Genomic DNA, 16,056 nt, shown 5'->3' on the forward strand with positions numbered 1-16,056 from the left:
ATGGATTCAGACTACCATCTCAGCTAAAACTGTACATTTTTATTTTCCCTTTTTTGTACATTTTTATTTTCCCATTTACATTTTGCGGGAAACTTTTCCGCGTTTGGCCATTTTTTCCGAGCTGGCGGAACAAAACACATGATTTGTTCCGCAATACGGGTTTTTTCATCGTTTTGCGGGAGAACTGTTCCGCGTTTGGCCATTTTTTTCCGAGTTGGCGGAACAAAACACATGATTTGTTCCGCAATACGGTTTTTTTCATCGTTTTGCGGGAGAACTGTTCCGCGATACGGGATTATCCATCGATTAGCGGAACAGCAGATCGAAGTGAGACAAAGCCCTCGGCTCCTCATTTCGTGACCGTCCCTTTTCTTTTCACCATTATTCAACAATGAGTATATTTTTCCAGAAACCGACTGGCAATACCGCCTTCTGTGTGGTATCATATTAAACAACATATCCAAAAATAAACAATTGAGTCAGAATAATTTTGGTTTTTGGAATTATCCATAGTTAAAATGAGAAAAGGAGTTTGTTATGAGTGAAAAGAAAGTGTTCCCTCCCGGGGCAGATCCCGGGACCGACGACGAGCAGATCACCGAGGTGGAGCTCGAACCAGTGGAACAGAAGAATATCGTCAAGTTTGCGATCGCCTCGCTGGCAGGACTCTTTCTGTTCCTGATCCCGATTCCTCGGGGAACCAGTTTCACGATTCCGATCGGGATCCTGATCAACTGGGTGTCCGACCTGTTGGAGCTGGAGAATGTCAATCTGGCAAGTGTTGCCGTGCTGCTGTTCATCACCGTTTCCACCGTGCTGACCATCATCAACAAGTTATTCCACCCGGCCTTTCTCTCCAGGAATGAGAAGGTGGAGAAGATCTTCTCCCCTGCCCCGCTTTACTTTGTCAGCCGCATCCTGGGGTTGATCATCGTTTACATGGCGTTTTTCAAGGTCGGCCCCAAGATGATCTGGTCCGGCGCGACCGGCGGTTCCATGTTGGGCGTCTCCGCGACACTGATCTCCGTGATCCTGTGCATCGCGTTCCTGATGCCCCTCCTCACAGACTTCGGCATCATGGAGTTTGTGGGCGTGTTCATGCGCAAAGTCGTACGCCCGCTGTTCACCGTACCCGGCCGCAGTGCCATCGACCTGGTCACCTCCTGGCTCGGCACCTCCAACGCAGCCGCTATCCTGACCACCGGCCAGTACGAGGCAGGATTCTACAGCGCCAGAGAAGCCGCTACGATCTCCTGCAACTTTTCCTTTGTGTCCATCCCCTTCTGCTATGTCATCGCAACACTGCTGGGGGTGGAGGACAAGTTCACCGTGTTCTATCTGATCAGTCTGATCGGCGGTGTGGTCCTGGCCATGATCATACCCAGGATCCCTCCACTGCGTTTCCTGCCGGACAGTTATGATGAGATCTCCGGCAAACGGATCCGCGAAAACGTTCCGGTTGGCGTCTCCAAGACAAAATGGGCACTGAACATGGCCGGTCACAGGGCAGAAACCGCAAACGGCAAGACAGTCTTCAACTCTGGCCTGCACATCTACGCGACCATGTTCCTGGACCTGATCCCGGTCGTCATGAGCTGGGGAACCATCATCCTGATCCTGGTCGAATACACTCCGATCTTCAACTGGATCTCCATCCCCTTTGGTTGGGAGATGCAGCTCTGTGGGATCGAGGGGGCCATGGATGTGGCGCCCGCCTGTCTGGTAGGTTTTGCGGATCAGTACATCCCGCCGCTGATGCTGGCCGACTACGCCATCGAGCGGACCAGGTTTATCGTCGGCTGTATGTCGCTGCTGCAGATCATCTATATGACCGAGGTCGGTCTCATCGTAATCAAGTCCAGAGTCCCCGTCAACGTGGGGCATCTGTTCCTGGTCTTCCTTGAGAGAACGGTCATCGCGATCCCCCTGGTGACGCTCCTGACCAACCTGTTTGTGACGTTCTAAGGAGAAAGCGTAATGAAGATACTGGTCCTGATCAAAGAAGTGCCCGATATGCAGAAAGTACAGTTCGACAGCGAGAAGGGGCGGGTAAACCGCGCCGGAGCTCCCGCCGAGATCAATCCTTTTGATGAGAGTTCTCTGGAGACAGCATGCGAAACGGATGGACCACATTCTGGAGATCGACGAGAAGAACATGGTAGCCGTGCTGGAAAGTGGCGTCACATTGATGCAGTTACTGGAAGAACTTGAAAAATCCGATGGCCTCAGTTTCCCTGTCCACCCCGGCGACGAAGGCGCCCAAATGGGTGGTATGGCAGCCACTAATGCCGGCGGGGCCAGGGCGGTCCGCCATGGGGTGATGCGCAAGCACATCCTGGGAATCGAGATCGTTCTTCCAAACGGTGAGATCCTGCAACTGGGAGGCAAGCTGATCAAGGACAACGCAGGGTATAACCTATGTCAGTTGATCCTGGGCAGCGAAGGAACGCTGGCCATCATCACCAAAGTCATCCTGAAGATCTATCCGAAGGACCCGTATTCCTGTACACTGGTAGCCCCCTTCGAGAGGTTTCAGGATGCCTGCGATGCCGTCACGGATATCCTGAAGAGCGGAACGACTCCGCTTGCCGTAGAATATATGGACAAGCGACTGTTCACTGGAACGGCAGAAATGCTGGGGATGAAGTGGCAGGCCAAGGATGGTAACGCGGACTTGCTGATCATCCTGTCAGAACAGACAGAAGACCGGCTCTTTGACGCCGTCAAGGTGATCAACGAGATCTGCGAAAAGCACGCCTGTTACCCCTGCCTGATCGCAGAAAAGAAAACAGAGCAGGATACCCTGCTCCTGATTCGAAGTGAGCATTACAATTATATCGTAGACGATATCTGCGACAGTTACGACTATGCGGTACCAGTCTCCTGTATCCCCGCATTCATCGCTGATCTGAAACTACAGCTGCCACCAGCAGAACTGGAATTGATGCGCGGCATCAAGAATGTGTTCGATCCCAATGGACTGCTTAATCCCGGAACTGTCCTGTGACTCACTCCTCTTCCGTCCTCTGGAATCCGATCATGTTCATGTTGCCGCCGTTAAACGTATAGAAATAGTACTTGTCCGCATCGGTCTTCTTCTCGTGGTTCTTCACGTAGCCATTGCAGACCTGGTACTTCCCCTTGTATTTCTGTTTGGTCTTCTTGCCTGCGATGATCTCGATATTGGTGTACACGGAGGTCCCATCCTCGTTCAGCGTCAGCAGATGGGTCACCGTGTTGTCGCCAAAGCTGTCCACCGCGTTCCACTCTCCCATCAGGTTCTCCGCTGCCCGTTCCAGGGTGAAATACTGGCCATCCGCCAGCGTCAGCGCGCCATCTGCGAAGGTATAGGGGATCTTCTCCGTGTCCTCTGCCTTGATGGTGATGTTGTCCCTTCCGATTTTGTAGTCGTAAGTTCCCTCTTCCTCCAGCCGAACATCTCTGGCTCTCACATAGGCCGGCTCCGTCTCCGCCAACGCCGTGACATCCAGGTACTCGACAGTCACCTTTCCCTTCTCAAAAGTGTACTGATAGGCCCGGGTATGTCCCTGGTGATCCGTCTTGAACATGTGCCAGGTCTCCGCACACAAAGCTTTGTCTACGGCAGAGGCGTCGAACCCGCACCCCGCCATCAGGATCGCACAAAGCCCTGCAAGCAACGCAACGTATATTTTCTTCATTCTATGACCTCCGTACATACATCCGCATATTGAAACCGCAGCACCTTAGGAAGTTCCGTCGGCGCCACCTCCACCTGGTGGGCGATCCGCCCCGCAGAAAAATAGATGGTGGGCAGTTCCCGGGCGCTCTCGTGGATCACTGTAGGAAAAGATTTTTTCATACCGATGGGCGAACAGCCTCCATGCACATATCCGGTGAGCGGCAGCAGTTCCTTCTGAGGAATCATGGCGATGGCCTTCTCTCCCACCGCCTTGGCGGCTTTCTTCAGGTCCAGTTCCCGGGCCACCGGGATCACAAAGACGTAATACGCCCTGGACTTGCCCTGGGTCACCAGGGTCTTGAACACCTGCCGGGGATCTTCCCCCAGGATCTCCGCGATCTCTACACCATTGGTGCTCTCCACCTCTGGAAAGGAATACTCCTTGTGGGGGATCTTCTTCTGATCCAGAATCCTCATGACATTGGTCTTGTCCTTGTTCGCCATGGTACAACCTCCTTGCCTCCATCATACCACATCACCGGTTGAAACGCCACCAGTCTTGCGGAAAGCCCTCTGAACATGTATACTAACAATGAACAGGCGGTGCGAACCCGCCAGTTGCAACCAAGAGTTGACAGATTGACAGGCCGGATTGGTGGTCTGCAACTGATCCTCCACTTATACTGAATATAGAAAACAGGGGCGCTGCCCCACAATCACAAAAGGAGGACATTATGATATTAGCAGACAAGATCATAGAAAACAGAAAGAGAAACGGCTGGTCCCAGGAGGAACTGGCCGACCGCCTGGGGGTCTCCCGGCAGTCCGTATCCAAATGGGAAAGCGCACAGTCCGTCCCGGACATGAAGCGGATCCTGCAGCTGGCAGAACTCTTCGGGGTGACCACAGACTACCTTCTGAAAGACGAGATCAATACGATCACCACCCCAGACCCGCTTCCGGTGGAACCCATCCGCTTCGAAGAGGATGAGATCCGGACAGTATCCATGGAGGAGGCCAGCACCTTCCTTTCCCTCAACGAGAAGAGTGCCATGATCATCGCCAACGGTGTGCTTCTCTGCATACTGTCTCCGGTGATCCTGATCCTACTGAGCAGCTTCGCAGAGGCAGGTCGCATCGGTCTTGCCGAGGACAGGGCGAACGCCCTCGGGCTGGGCATCCTGCTGGCCATGGTGGCCTGTGCGGTGGGCATGTTCCTACTGGCCGGCTTCCGCGGAAAACCCTATGAGTACCTGGAGAAGGTGAAGATTGAGACCGCTTACGGCGTGACCGGCATGGTGCGGGAACGGAAGAACAACTACGCCCCGACACACACCAGACTCCTGACCATCGGCATCTTGCTCTGTGTGATAGCCGCCATTCCAATGTTAATGGTGGGCGCCCTACACCTGGGCAGCAACACACTGATCTCCATCGTGGGTGAGCCAGTCTCCATCTGTATCATGCTGGTCCTTATCGCCATCGGCGTGCGGCTCATCGTGCAGACCTGCGTACGCCAGGGTGGATTCGACCGATTGCTGGAGGAAGGGGACTATACCAGGATCAACAAGCGGCTCGGAAAATACGACACCATCTACTGGTGCCTGGTCACCGCGCTATACCTGGGCACCAGTTTCCTCACCGCGATGTGGGACCGCACCTGGATCATCTGGCCGGTGGCCGGTGTTTTGTTCGCCGTCTACCGGGAGATCCTGAAGATGCGTATCAGATAGTCCTCCACGTTCTTCAATGCGGGTGATATCTGGCGCTCGTTATAGTGGCCATCCCCCTCCGCACCGTTCTCTCCGCAATAGAGTACGGTGCGGTTTTGAATTCTACCGCAATGGGTACCAGAAGTCCTGCTCCATCTGCACATTTTCCTTGAGGAAGTGCGGTTCGCAAGTTCTGAAGGAATCGTTGAATATTATTCCTTCAGAATTGTACAAAGCAGAGCTACGAAGGAAAAAATTTCAGCCATTCCTTCAGATTGAGCTAATTCCCCAAAATGAAGGAATTCGAACGGTTGGTTCCACACATCCCCTGACGAAATCCTTGCCCTCCCTCGCGAACAGGAACTTCTCTAAAGCTTGCAGCTGCCTCACTTTGAGACAGCCGCTACTCTCTATTCCTCCAGCATCATCGCCGCGGCCATCAGCCCGCGGCGTCCGTTCTGGCCCCGGTGGGAGAAGAAGGTGCGGGTGTTTTCCTTGGTACAAAGCCCCATGCACCAGATATGTTCCGGCAATATTCCAGCCTCCTCCAACAGCAGGCGGTTCACCTTCCAGAGATCCAGATAATATTTGGGTAGCACCCCCAGGTGGTCTTCCACCAGACCGATGCGATCCTTCCGGTAGGCAAAGGCGGCGTACCGGGGATCCGACTCCAGAAACCGATCCACCACGACTTTGTCCACCTCAAAACAATCCCCACACAGGGCCGGCCCGATGCCACAGAGGATATCCGCCGGATCGCAGCTGTAGTCCCCTTGCATCTTCTCGATCATAACCCGGCCGATCCCCTGCAGGGTGCCCTTCCAGCCGCTGTGGGCCAGGCCGATGACATGGCGCACAGGATCGTAGAAATATAGCGGATTGCAGTCTGCGTGGGTGGTAACCAGGGCGATGTCCCTGCAATCCGTCACAAGCCCATCGATGTCCGTATACCCCCGCGGGCGGACGGTACCCCTGCCGGCATCCGCCTCGGTGACGTTCCGGATATTGGTAGTGTGGGTCTGCTGAGTCCAGACCATCCGGTCCGGCGTCGTCCCCAGACAATCTGCCAGCACCGCCACATTGTGCTCCCGGTGCTCCGGCGTATCCCGGTCACTGCCTTTGCCGAACCCGAGGTTCCAGTTCTCACAAGGACCGGTGCTGATGCCGCCCCATCTGGTCGTAAAGAGATGCCGCAGTTCACCGTATCGCTCCCATTCCGGAAAGGTCAGGTAGCGCGCCCCTCCATGTCGATGCTCCCGATATTGCAATTCCTTCATAGTATATTTCCTTTCCCCAGGGTATCCCCGGGATCAAAGAGCGCTTTCAGTTCCGCCAGTTCTCTCCGCTGCTCCTCTGTGTACATCTCCTTCAGAAGCCATCTCTTCAGCTTGCCGATTCCGTGCTCCGCCGACACCGATCCACCCATGGCCACCACCTGCTGCGCCCACCCGGTATACAAAGCCTTCCCCCGCACGTACTCATCCTCGTCGCGGGGCATGATATTAACGTGGACGTGATTGTCCCCAATGTGACCGAAGATGGCAGAGCGGAAGGGGTCCGGAACCCCAGGTGCCTCCGGACCATCAGAGGCGCCTCCGGCGAGGCCGGCCCGGTACATCCGGAACACGTCTCTCAGGTGAATGTCTGGCACGGACATATCTGTGCCCAACTTGGTGATGGACGGATGCTCCTCCCGTGCCTTGGCAATCACATGGTTGACGCATACAGGTGCCGCATGGCGGAAGTCTTTTAGCCTGGACAGATCACTGCGGTGAATGGCCAGCCAGGAATCCCTCGGATCCCCGCCTGCCTCCCCAATGGCGTTTTGGACCGGGCGGAACAGGCGAAGCATCTCCTGGCGAGTCGTTCCGGCGTATTCCACATAGATGGCACAACGGTGCTCCGGCACCGGGACAGCGTCCACCAGGATCTCGCCCTGCCTCTGGGCACGCCCCATGAGAGCCAGCACATCCCGATCAAAATATTCGATGGCTTCCGCCCGCGGAAGCTGCCGCAGGCGCGTTGTGAACTCCAGCGCCTGCGCCTCTTCTCCGAAAAACACCATACATCCCCAAACATGCTCCGGCAGTGGCTGCAGCAGGAGTTCTGCCTCGGTCACGATGCCCAAGGTCCCTTCCGATCCGATGAACAGGTCGATCATATCCATATCCGGACGTATATAGTACCCCGCCACGTCCTTGGAAACATCGGGCACGGGCACCTCCGGCAGGCGGCCGCGGATCCCGCGGCCGCTTTCTGTGCACAAAGAAAACTCCAGGCCGTGGGCGCATCCCCCGTGAGATGCGCCCACGGCTTCCACTGCCTCCGGCATTCCGTCTGCCGCCTTCCGGCTGCGACTCAACTGAAGGACCTCCCCATTCCGGAGCACCACACGGATCTTCTGCACATGCTTCCGCATGCTCCCATACTTGTATGTCCGTGCACCGGAGGAGTCGTTGGCGATCATACCGCCGATAGAGGCGCTGGTTTCGGTCGGGTCAGGTGGAAACCAGCGCCCGGTCCCCTGCAGGGCATCCCGAAGAGTCTGCAGGGCCAGGCCCGGCTGCACGCGCACCGTGTCGCAGCCGGGCTGCAAATCGGACAGTATGCGGTTCATCCTGCTCATGTTCAGCACGATTCCTCCCTGTGGCACAGCCCCCGCTGTCAATCCTGTACGGGAACCTTGGACCGTGATTGTTTTGTGCGGGTATTGGCGCAGGATACGGATCACGTCCTCCTCGGACGCCGGGAAATACACCTCCTCGGCCTCCCCCGTGCTCCGGGACTCGTCCCGGAGATAGTCCGTCATCTGTTCAGTTGTGTGAATAGATCTCATACCACCATGCCTCCTTCCTGATGTGTCAAAAGGGACGGTTCTTTTTGACACACTCAGCGGCAAGTCCCCCCTTCCGCTTCGATCCGTTTTCGGATATAATGAAGGCAAACCAAAGGAGGACGCTATGCAACCACTTGTACTATTATATAATCTGACCGATGACACGCCGGCGGGGAAAACCCTTCGGAAGATCTTTCTGACCCGCGGCATCGCGTGCGGCGATATCCCGGAGGAACAGCTGGGCGCCACCATCGGCGACTTGCTGGGGATGGACGGAATGATCGACGGTGCCCATGAGGCCGACGCCAGCGAGATCACGGACGACATCCTCACCTCCCACCTGCTCCTCATGTGCGGGTTCGACGAAGCCCTGCTGGATCAGTTCCTAGCGGACATGCGTGCCGCCAGCGTCCGCATCCCGCACAAAGCCATGCTGACCGAAACCAACGTAGGTTTCACCGTGGCACAGTTGATCCGCGACATTTCCCGGGAGCACCAGATGATGCAGATGATGGCAAAGTCAAAATAGTGCGCGTGTGTCAGGGTGTGTCAGAGGGGACGGTTCTTTTTGACACACGGCAAAGTGTGTCAAAAAGAACCGTCCCCTCTGACACACTTTTATTCCGGCAGGGCCTGGATCTCGGCGCGGAGCAGAGCCACGTCAGTCATCTGGTTTACCTTTTGGCGGAAGGCGGCGCTGCCGGGCATGCCTTTCACGTACCAGCTACAGATCTTGCGCATCTCGCGGACAGCGATATAGGCGCCTTTGTAGTCCACCAGGTCGTCCAACTGACGAAGGAGCATAGCTTTTTTCTCCCGGAGATCTGGTGAGGGTAGCGGCGGAAGGCCGCGCCAGGCCCGGTCCAGATCCCGGAAGATCCAGGGGTTGCCCATCATACCCCGGCCGATCATTACCATATCACATCCGGTCTCTTCCATCATGCGAAAGGCTGAATCCACATCAGTGACATCCCCGTTTCCGATAACAGGAATGGACAGTGCTTCCTTCACCTCTCGGATGACATCCCAGTCCGCCTCCCCCGTGTAATACTGTTCCCGCGTCCGGCCGTGCACCGCCACCGCCGCTGCACCGCCGGCCTGCGCTGCCAGAGCGGCTTCCGCCGCACAATTCTCATCGCGGCCGAAGCCCTTGCGGATCTTTACCGTCACCGGGCGGCTGGTGTGCGTCACCGCCGCCTTCACGATCTTTTCGATGAGGACAGGGTCCTTCAGAAGCGCAGACCCCTCCCCGTTCTTCACCACCTTTGGCACCGGACACCCCATGTTGATATCCAGCACCGCATGGCGGCGGGGCTCCAGCGCCTCTGCCGCATAGGCGATGATCTCCGGTTCGTGACCAAAGATCTGATACGCCACCGGCCCTTCCTCCTCGTACATATATAGCAGCCGATCCGTCTTCTTGTCTCCATAATAGAGCCCTTTGGCACTGACCATTTCCGAGTATGCCAAAGACGCGCCCATCGCTTCGCATATGCGGCGCATGGGCGCGTCGGTGATCCCCGCCAGGGGCGCCAGAAGAAAGGGATTCTTTAGCGAAAGGGCGCCGATATGGGGCGCCCGGTCTTGCTTGTCGTTTAGTTGCATTCTTTTTCCTTGTGGTGTCTGTTGCAGCGACGGTTCTTCTGGTAGATGATCTCCAGCCCTTCCAATGTCAGGAGCTTATCCACATAATCGATGCAGTCCACCCCGCCGTCGATCATGGTGGCCAGGCCACCGGTAGCCACCACGGTGACAGGCTTCCCGCTCTCGGTGATGGCCTCCAGTTCCTTCTTCATCTTGTTGACGATAAATTCCGTCATTCCCATGTGCCCGTAGATCAGACCGGACTGCATGGACTGAATGGTGTTCTTGCAGATTGTCTGTCCCGGCTCCTCCAGGTCTACCTTGGGGAGCATGGCTGTACGCTGGAACAACGCATCCGAAGAGATCTTCAGGCCCGGGGCGATGGTGCCGCCCAGGTATTCTGCTTTCTCGGTCACAGCACAGAAGGTGGTAGCGGTACCCATATCGATGATGATCAGGGGGCCGCCGTACTTGTTGTAGGCAGCCACCGCGTTGACAATACGGTCTGCCCCCACCTGCTTGGGATTATCGTATTTCACGATGAGACCAGTCTTGACGCCGGATTCCACCACGATCGCCTTCTTGTTGAAATACTTCTGTACCATGTGCTGTACGGTATAGAGTACGGAGGGCACGACGGTGGAGATAATGACGTCCTTGACGTCCTTCATCTTGAGGTTTTCGTAGGAGAACAGCTGGTGTACCAGCATGCCGTATTCATCAGCGCTCTTGTTTGGATCCGTCTCGATCCTCCAGTTTGTCACAAGCTGCCTGTCCCTGAACACACCGACAACGGTGTTGGTGTTCCCGATATCAAAAGCTAATAACATGTTCTTTCCTTTCACTTGACAACGCGTTCCAGGCGCTTGAGCGCCAGTGCCATAGTAAGACCGGGAATCACACGGTTGCCGGTGATCTCGGCACCCAATACCTCGTTGATGCGCTTCAGTCGGTACTGGACAGTATTGGTATGGATCCCCATGAAGGTGCTGGTCTTACCGGAGTTCATTCCGGCATCAAGCACAAAGGTCTCCAGTGTTTCCAGGAGCTGGCGGGCTTTGTTCTCGCCCATCTCCCGGTAAAACGGGTCCAGCAGATCCATGTAGTTCTTCTTTAGGTGGCCTCCCTGAACCTGCAGGTTGATGCAGTTGATAACAAGCGCCAGCTCGTACTTTGTGAACACCCTCTTATAAGGGAAGACACTCTCCACGAACGTCCACGTCTCGCCGATGAGACGGAAGGCGTCTGCCGCCCCCTCGATCCCGTCGATGCCGGTGGCGTGGAAGATGCGGACGGTCTTGCTGCCCTCCTTGAGATGATCAAAGAGCTGCAGCACTGCCAGCTTGGGATTGGTATCACTCGAACGTCTTCCGGGCATCTTCATGATCAGCCCGTAAGTCTCGTCGTCCTCCTCGATTCGCATGATCTCCATGTGTTCCCTGGTCTCGAACTCGGACAGGATGTGGCGGGCCTGCTGGGTGTTGATTCCCTTGGCATAGAACACGCTGAGTACATCCTCGCTGAGAATGTTCATCTCGTCCTTCAGGGAGTAGGCCAGGCTCTTGTTGTTGCGGACCAGCGCCTTCAGAAACTCCGCCCGTACATCACGCTCGGGGGTGAACTTCCACATCCCCATGGCCAGTTCTATGATCTCCGCCAGTTTGGTGATCTCGCCGGCGGAATAGTTGTCCTCGTTATCTACGATGAACAGGAAGTGTTTCTCTCCGTTGATGGTAATGGGTCCCCAGTAGGTCAGGACACCGTTTACATCGATGAAGGTGTAGACGCTGTTCTTCTCTACGTCCTTCTCCTTCCCCATGCGAATGGCGTCGGCGATGGTGGTCCTCTGCCGTGTTTCCACGGTGAGGATCGGGTTGAAATCCTTGGATAACAGCACCACCTGGAAATCGTTGCTGATGGCCGCATCCTTCAGGGCCAACCGGAAGTCGTTGTGCTTCTCAAAGTTCAGCAAATGGTAGATGGTGTTGTTGATCAGTCCGTTCTTGAAGCTATCACCGTAGAGCACTCTGTCGGTCACCTGATTGATGACATCCGCATAGCGCACATGGCTCTCTTCCGGGATCTGGATCAGGGGGATCCCGATCTTCTCGGCTTCCACAGCAAGGGCGCTGAGATCCTTCGCGCCTCGCCCTTCCTGGTGAAAGAGCACCAGCGCGGAAACTCCTTCTCTGGTCAAAGCAGACAGGATCCTTTTCTTCTCCGCCAGGCTGTCCACACCGCTAAAGGAGGTAAGCACCAGCTGCTCTCGGATGCCGTTTTCCTCTATGGCAGCGTGGGCGTTGCCTGCGTCCAGTACGGAAACAGAGCCTACCTTGTTTTCCAGATTTCTCTTACCTGCCAGCAGCTTGTAGGCAGCAAGGGCCTCCAGCTGCAGACAGTCATTAACGGTCAGTTTCATGGCTGGTCCCTTTCTCTAAGTCGACTGGAGTTTCGGTTTCTTCCGTTGCTTCCGCATCCAGTGGATCGTCGCTATCCATGTCTGCAGGCGCCTCCTCGCCCAAGGTTTTGTCCGCGCCTTCCTCGAGCTCGTCCAGCGCCTCCTGGGCCGCAGCCTCGTCTTCCACCGCCTGCTCAAAAGCGTCCTCTGCCTCCTGGGCCGCAGGGTCGTCCTCGTCCATGTATGCGGTGTCATATCTGGCCAGGTCAGCTTCCTCGCGGGCCTTCGCCTCTTCACGGAGGCGAGCCGTCTCTCGGGCTTCCTCGGCGTTCTTGCGGCGTGTCTCCTCCTCCTGCTCTCTGACCATCTGCTCCAGCTCATCGGCCGTCACCTTGCCGGTGTAGAGAGCCTCGAACTGTTCGCCATCCAGGGTTTCGACCTTCATGAGTGCCTGGGCCACAGTCTCCAGCTTGTCCATATTCTCCTGCAGGATGGCCTCGGTCTCTGTATAAGCCTCCTCGATGATACGGCGGACTTCGTTGTCGATCTCCGTCGCCACGCCCTCAGAATAGGCCTTGGTTTTGCTGAAGTCACGCCCCAGGAACACATCTTCGGAGTCGCTGTAGTTCACAGGGCCAAGCTTCTTGCTGAAGCCGTATCTGGTGACCATATCCCGGGCGATATCGGTAGCCCGCTGGATGTCGTTGCTGGCACCGGTACTGATGTCCTTCAGGGTCAGGGCCTCAGCCACACGGCCACCCAGCAGGTGCTTGATGTTGTTGATCATATTGCCCCTGGTCTCAAAGTACTTGTCTTCCTTCGGCAGGGACATGGTGAATCCACCTGCGGAACCGCGAGGAATGATGGTGATCTGGTGTACCGGATCGGAATCCGGGATGCTCCGCATGACGATGGCATGACCAGCCTCGTGGTACGCAGTCAGACGCTTCTCCGCCTCGGTGATGATGCGGCTCTTCTTGGCGGGGCCTGCCATCACCTTGGTGGTCGCCTCCTCGATCTCCTCCATGCGGATCTTTCGGCCGTTTCTGCGGGCTGTGATCAGCGCCGCCTCGTTCAGCAGGTTCTCAATGTCCGCAGGGGTAAAGCCCGGTGTACGGCGTGCCAGGATCTCCGGCGCCACCTCGTCCGCCAGAGGCTTGCCCTTGGAGTGGACGCGGATAATCTCTTCTCTCCCCTTGACATCGGGGATGCCGATGACGATCTGCCGGTCGAATCTGCCCGGTCTAAGCAAAGCCGGATCCAGTACGTCCGGACGGTTGGTCGCAGCCAGGATGATGATGCCGGAGTTCTCGCCGAATCCGTCCATCTCCACCAGCAACTGGTTCAGGGTCTGCTCACGCTCATCGTTGCCACCGCCCAGACCGGCTCCACGCTTACGTCCCACAGCATCGATCTCGTCGATGAACACGATGCATGGGGCGTTCTTCTTGGCCTGATCGAACAGGTCGCGGACACGGGAGGCGCCCACGCCTACGAACATCTCCACAAAGTCGGATCCGCTGATGGTATAGAATGGCACACCGGCCTCGCCGGCGGTAGCTCTGGATACATAGGTCTTGCCGGTTCCCGGCGGGCCCACCAGCAGGATGCCCTTGGGGATCCTGGCGCCAACACTCCTGTATTTCCCCGGATCACGCAGGAAGTCCACGACCTCCTCCAGTTCTTCCTTCTCTTCCTTTAGGCCGGCCACGTCCGCAAAGGTGATCTTCTTGCCTTCGCCGCTATACAGCCTGGCCTTGCTCTTTCCGAATTGGAATGCCTTTCCGTTTCCGCCCTGATTCATCATGAAATAGAAGAGGAAGCCAAGTGCGATGACCATAACCAGTGTCGGCAACAGGGACAAAACCGTGGACCCTGCCCCTTCCGGCTTGCTGTCGTATGCGAATTTCTTCTCCTTGGCGCCCTTCAGGACGTAGTTTTCCTCGATCCACTGCATGTCCACGATGTTGCTGGCGTAGCAATATACATACTTATCCTCGCCCACCTTGGCCGTGATCTTGTTGTCGTCGATGTTCACTTCCTGGACCTTATCGTCCTGGAAGTACTGTACCATGGTGGAATACTTGACCTTCTGCTTGCTGGCTCCAGCGCCGTTCTTGTAGATGATGGCCGCCCCCAGTACCAGCGCGAATATCACGAAGTAGATCAGAAAATTCTTCAGAAATCTCTTCAAAGTATAATATCTCCTTCCCTTTCATTCGAAAATTTGTGTCCACAAACAAATCAGACACATAATTCTATCATATATCCCTACTGATTTCAACAACTGGTATGGCATTTTAGACCCCGGTTTTGTGAAGGTTTTGTGGAGTTTTGCACACAAAAAAGGCCGGATGCTTCCGGCCCTCCTTGATTTCCAGAATATGCACCTTTCAGACCTTCCAGACCACCACAAGTTCCGTCGTTTCAGCACCAACCGAGTATGCTGCTGTGTATCTTGCACGCCGGATCAGCCCTTCCTGCAAAGGAATCCAAAGAACCTCACTGTCAATGACGGCCATGCGGACTTTGTCCCGCCGGAACCTGGGCACCTTATCATCCACAAAGAGATCCTGCAGCTTCTTCCGCCCATCACGCAGGAGCAGTACATCCCCTTCTCTTCGGGTACGCCAAAGGATCCTCTCCTCCGGCGCTTCCCCGAACCTCGCCGCCAGTTTCCCCCGGTCAAAGCACGCAAAGGTGTCTGGCTTCCATTCCACGCACAAAGCCTGATACTCTGCGGCGTCCATCACCTGGACCTGAACCCCTGCCAAACCCCCTGTCACGCCAGTCGCATCGCCTAATTGCAATGCTTCAGTCGAACTTTCCGGAGGATTCAGCACGATTCGGTCATACTCTTTTCGGGCCTTGTACCCGTGGGGCAGATCCACCTGAGCGGAGGCTTTGTCGCTTCTTGCCAGTGCCAGCATCGCCTTGTAGTGAGCTGCGGTCACGTCCTCCGCCAGACCTATCTCAGCCAGCGCATGGGCCAGCGCTCTCCGGCTAATGGCCAATGGCTCCTGGAGAAGATCGATATGGAATGCGCGCTGCGAAGAGGCCACGCTCCAGATCTGATAGTTCTTTAGGGCCGCTTCGGCCTGAGCATCCAAGAAGGCTTTGTCCTCGGCGGCGATGTCCCCCAAGCGATCGATGGCCTCCACGACCCTGGGATTATATCGCTCGAGCATGGGGATGAGCTCCAGTCGAATGCGGTTGCGGGCATAGACAGGCTCACTGTTGGTGTGATCGATGCAGGGGTGTAGCTCCCGCTGCTCACAGTAGGCTTCGATGTCTGCACGGCGCACACCGAGCAGCGGCCGGATAATGTCGAACCCGGACTCGTCGGTGCGTACGGGTTCCATGCCCACCAGACCATCGGTGCCGGTGCCCCGGATGATTCGCTGCAGGATGGTCTCTGCCTGGTCATCCGCGTGGTGAGCCAGCGCAATGGCGATCTTGCCGGGCGCAACCTCTCCGGCCCGGATCGCGGACTGAACCTCCCTTGCTTTCTCCCGGAACGCCTCGTAGCGGATGCTTCGGCCTGCCTCCTCTGAGGTGAGCCCCTGTTCCCGGGCCATGGCGGCACAGTCGACCTTCACCACTTTCAGCGGCAGGCTTTGTGCCTCGCAGAGTGCCTCCACGTAAGCCTGATCCCGATCCGCCGCACCAGGCCGCAACATGTGGTTCACGTGCACCGGCCAGATCTGGAAGCCTGCTCGCATCAGCACATCAAAAAGGCACACCGAATCCGGACCTCCAGAGAGCCCCAGCACGATGTGGTGGTAGTCTGACAGCATGTCGGTTTTGGATACAATATCTGTAATTCTGTTTTCCATGGTCGTATACTCTCACCATTCGGATTTCC

The 16,056-nt window shown here is 56.3% G+C and carries 14 protein-coding genes; 4 read left to right on the top strand and 10 right to left on the bottom strand.

The features are described from left to right. Positions 1–23: 23 nt before the first annotated feature. Positions 24–203: a hypothetical protein gene (locus P156_RS13320; RefSeq protein WP_185752153.1), complete on the bottom strand. Its 180-nt coding sequence runs from the start codon at positions 201–203 to the stop codon at positions 24–26. Positions 204–537: 334 nt separating this feature from the next. Here P156_RS13320 and P156_RS0106390 point away from each other — a divergent pair, with 334 nt between their 5' ends. After that, the gene (locus P156_RS0106390) at positions 538–1,965 is read left to right on the top strand and encodes a YjiH family protein (protein WP_051600743.1); all 1,428 of its coding nucleotides are present in this window, start codon (positions 538–540) and stop codon (positions 1,963–1,965) included. 157 nt (positions 1,966–2,122) lie between these two features. Next, a complete protein-coding gene (locus P156_RS11855; protein ID WP_051600745.1) occupies positions 2,123–3,007 on the top strand; it encodes an FAD-binding oxidoreductase in 885 nt (294 codons plus the stop codon). 1 nt (position 3,008) lies between these two features. On the opposite strand, the gene P156_RS0106400 is transcribed toward P156_RS11855, so the two are convergent. Beyond that, entirely contained in the window at positions 3,009–3,680 is a 672-nt protein-coding gene (locus P156_RS0106400) for a hypothetical protein (protein ID WP_027869411.1), read from the bottom strand. Further along, complete coding sequence (gene ybaK, locus P156_RS0106405; RefSeq protein ID WP_027869412.1) at positions 3,677–4,165, bottom strand: Cys-tRNA(Pro) deacylase; 489 nt, start codon at positions 4,163–4,165, stop codon at positions 3,677–3,679. The genes P156_RS0106400 and ybaK overlap by 4 nt, the downstream gene beginning before the upstream one ends. Before the next feature lie 230 nt (positions 4,166–4,395). Between ybaK and P156_RS0106410 the strand changes: the two genes are divergently transcribed. Then, complete coding sequence (locus P156_RS0106410; RefSeq protein ID WP_027869413.1) at positions 4,396–5,394, top strand: helix-turn-helix domain-containing protein; 999 nt, start codon at positions 4,396–4,398, stop codon at positions 5,392–5,394. 389 nt (positions 5,395–5,783) lie between these two features. On the opposite strand, the gene pgeF is transcribed toward P156_RS0106410, so the two are convergent. Both pgeF and P156_RS11860 read right to left on the bottom strand, forming a co-directional pair. Next, on the bottom strand, positions 5,784–6,650 hold the full coding sequence (gene pgeF / locus P156_RS0106415) for a peptidoglycan editing factor PgeF (RefSeq protein ID WP_027869414.1): 867 nt from the start codon (positions 6,648–6,650) through the stop codon (positions 5,784–5,786). Further along, complete coding sequence (locus tag P156_RS11860) at positions 6,647–8,209, bottom strand: FAD-binding oxidoreductase (protein ID WP_034803031.1); 1,563 nt, start codon at positions 8,207–8,209, stop codon at positions 6,647–6,649. Before P156_RS11860 ends, pgeF begins: the two co-directional genes overlap by 4 nt. Positions 8,210–8,333: 124 nt before the next feature. On the opposite strand from P156_RS11860, the gene P156_RS12820 reads away from it, so the two are divergent. After that, the gene (locus tag P156_RS12820) at positions 8,334–8,738 is read left to right on the top strand and encodes a DUF3783 domain-containing protein (RefSeq protein ID WP_051600746.1); all 405 of its coding nucleotides are present in this window, start codon (positions 8,334–8,336) and stop codon (positions 8,736–8,738) included. A gap of 89 nt (positions 8,739–8,827) precedes the next feature. On the opposite strand, the gene dusB is transcribed toward P156_RS12820, so the two are convergent. The 5 genes from dusB to tilS form a co-directional block, all read right to left on the bottom strand. After that, the gene (dusB, locus tag P156_RS0106430; protein WP_051600748.1) at positions 8,828–9,814 is read right to left on the bottom strand and encodes a tRNA dihydrouridine synthase DusB; all 987 of its coding nucleotides are present in this window, start codon (positions 9,812–9,814) and stop codon (positions 8,828–8,830) included. Further along, positions 9,805–10,623: a type III pantothenate kinase gene (locus P156_RS0106435; RefSeq protein ID WP_027869416.1), complete on the bottom strand. Its 819-nt coding sequence runs from the start codon at positions 10,621–10,623 to the stop codon at positions 9,805–9,807. The genes dusB and P156_RS0106435 overlap by 10 nt, the downstream gene beginning before the upstream one ends. A gap of 11 nt (positions 10,624–10,634) precedes the next feature. Beyond that, positions 10,635–12,212 (bottom strand): PucR family transcriptional regulator, encoded by a 1,578-nt coding sequence (locus P156_RS0106440; RefSeq protein WP_027869417.1) that lies wholly within the window; start codon positions 12,210–12,212, stop codon positions 10,635–10,637. Continuing rightward, complete coding sequence (gene ftsH, locus P156_RS11870) at positions 12,196–14,385, bottom strand: ATP-dependent zinc metalloprotease FtsH (RefSeq protein ID WP_081818478.1); 2,190 nt, start codon at positions 14,383–14,385, stop codon at positions 12,196–12,198. Before ftsH ends, P156_RS0106440 begins: the two co-directional genes overlap by 17 nt. A 199-nt stretch (positions 14,386–14,584) precedes the next feature. Beyond that, positions 14,585–16,027 carry a tRNA lysidine(34) synthetase TilS gene (gene tilS, locus P156_RS0106450; protein ID WP_027869418.1) on the bottom strand — a complete coding sequence of 481 codons (1,443 nt, stop codon included), beginning with the start codon at positions 16,025–16,027 and terminating at the stop codon, positions 14,585–14,587. Positions 16,028–16,056 lie beyond the last annotated feature (29 nt).

Source organism: Eubacterium sp. AB3007, from assembly GCF_000688015.1.
In the GTDB taxonomy this organism is placed as follows: Bacteria; Bacillota; Clostridia; order Peptostreptococcales; family Anaerovoracaceae; genus Aminicella.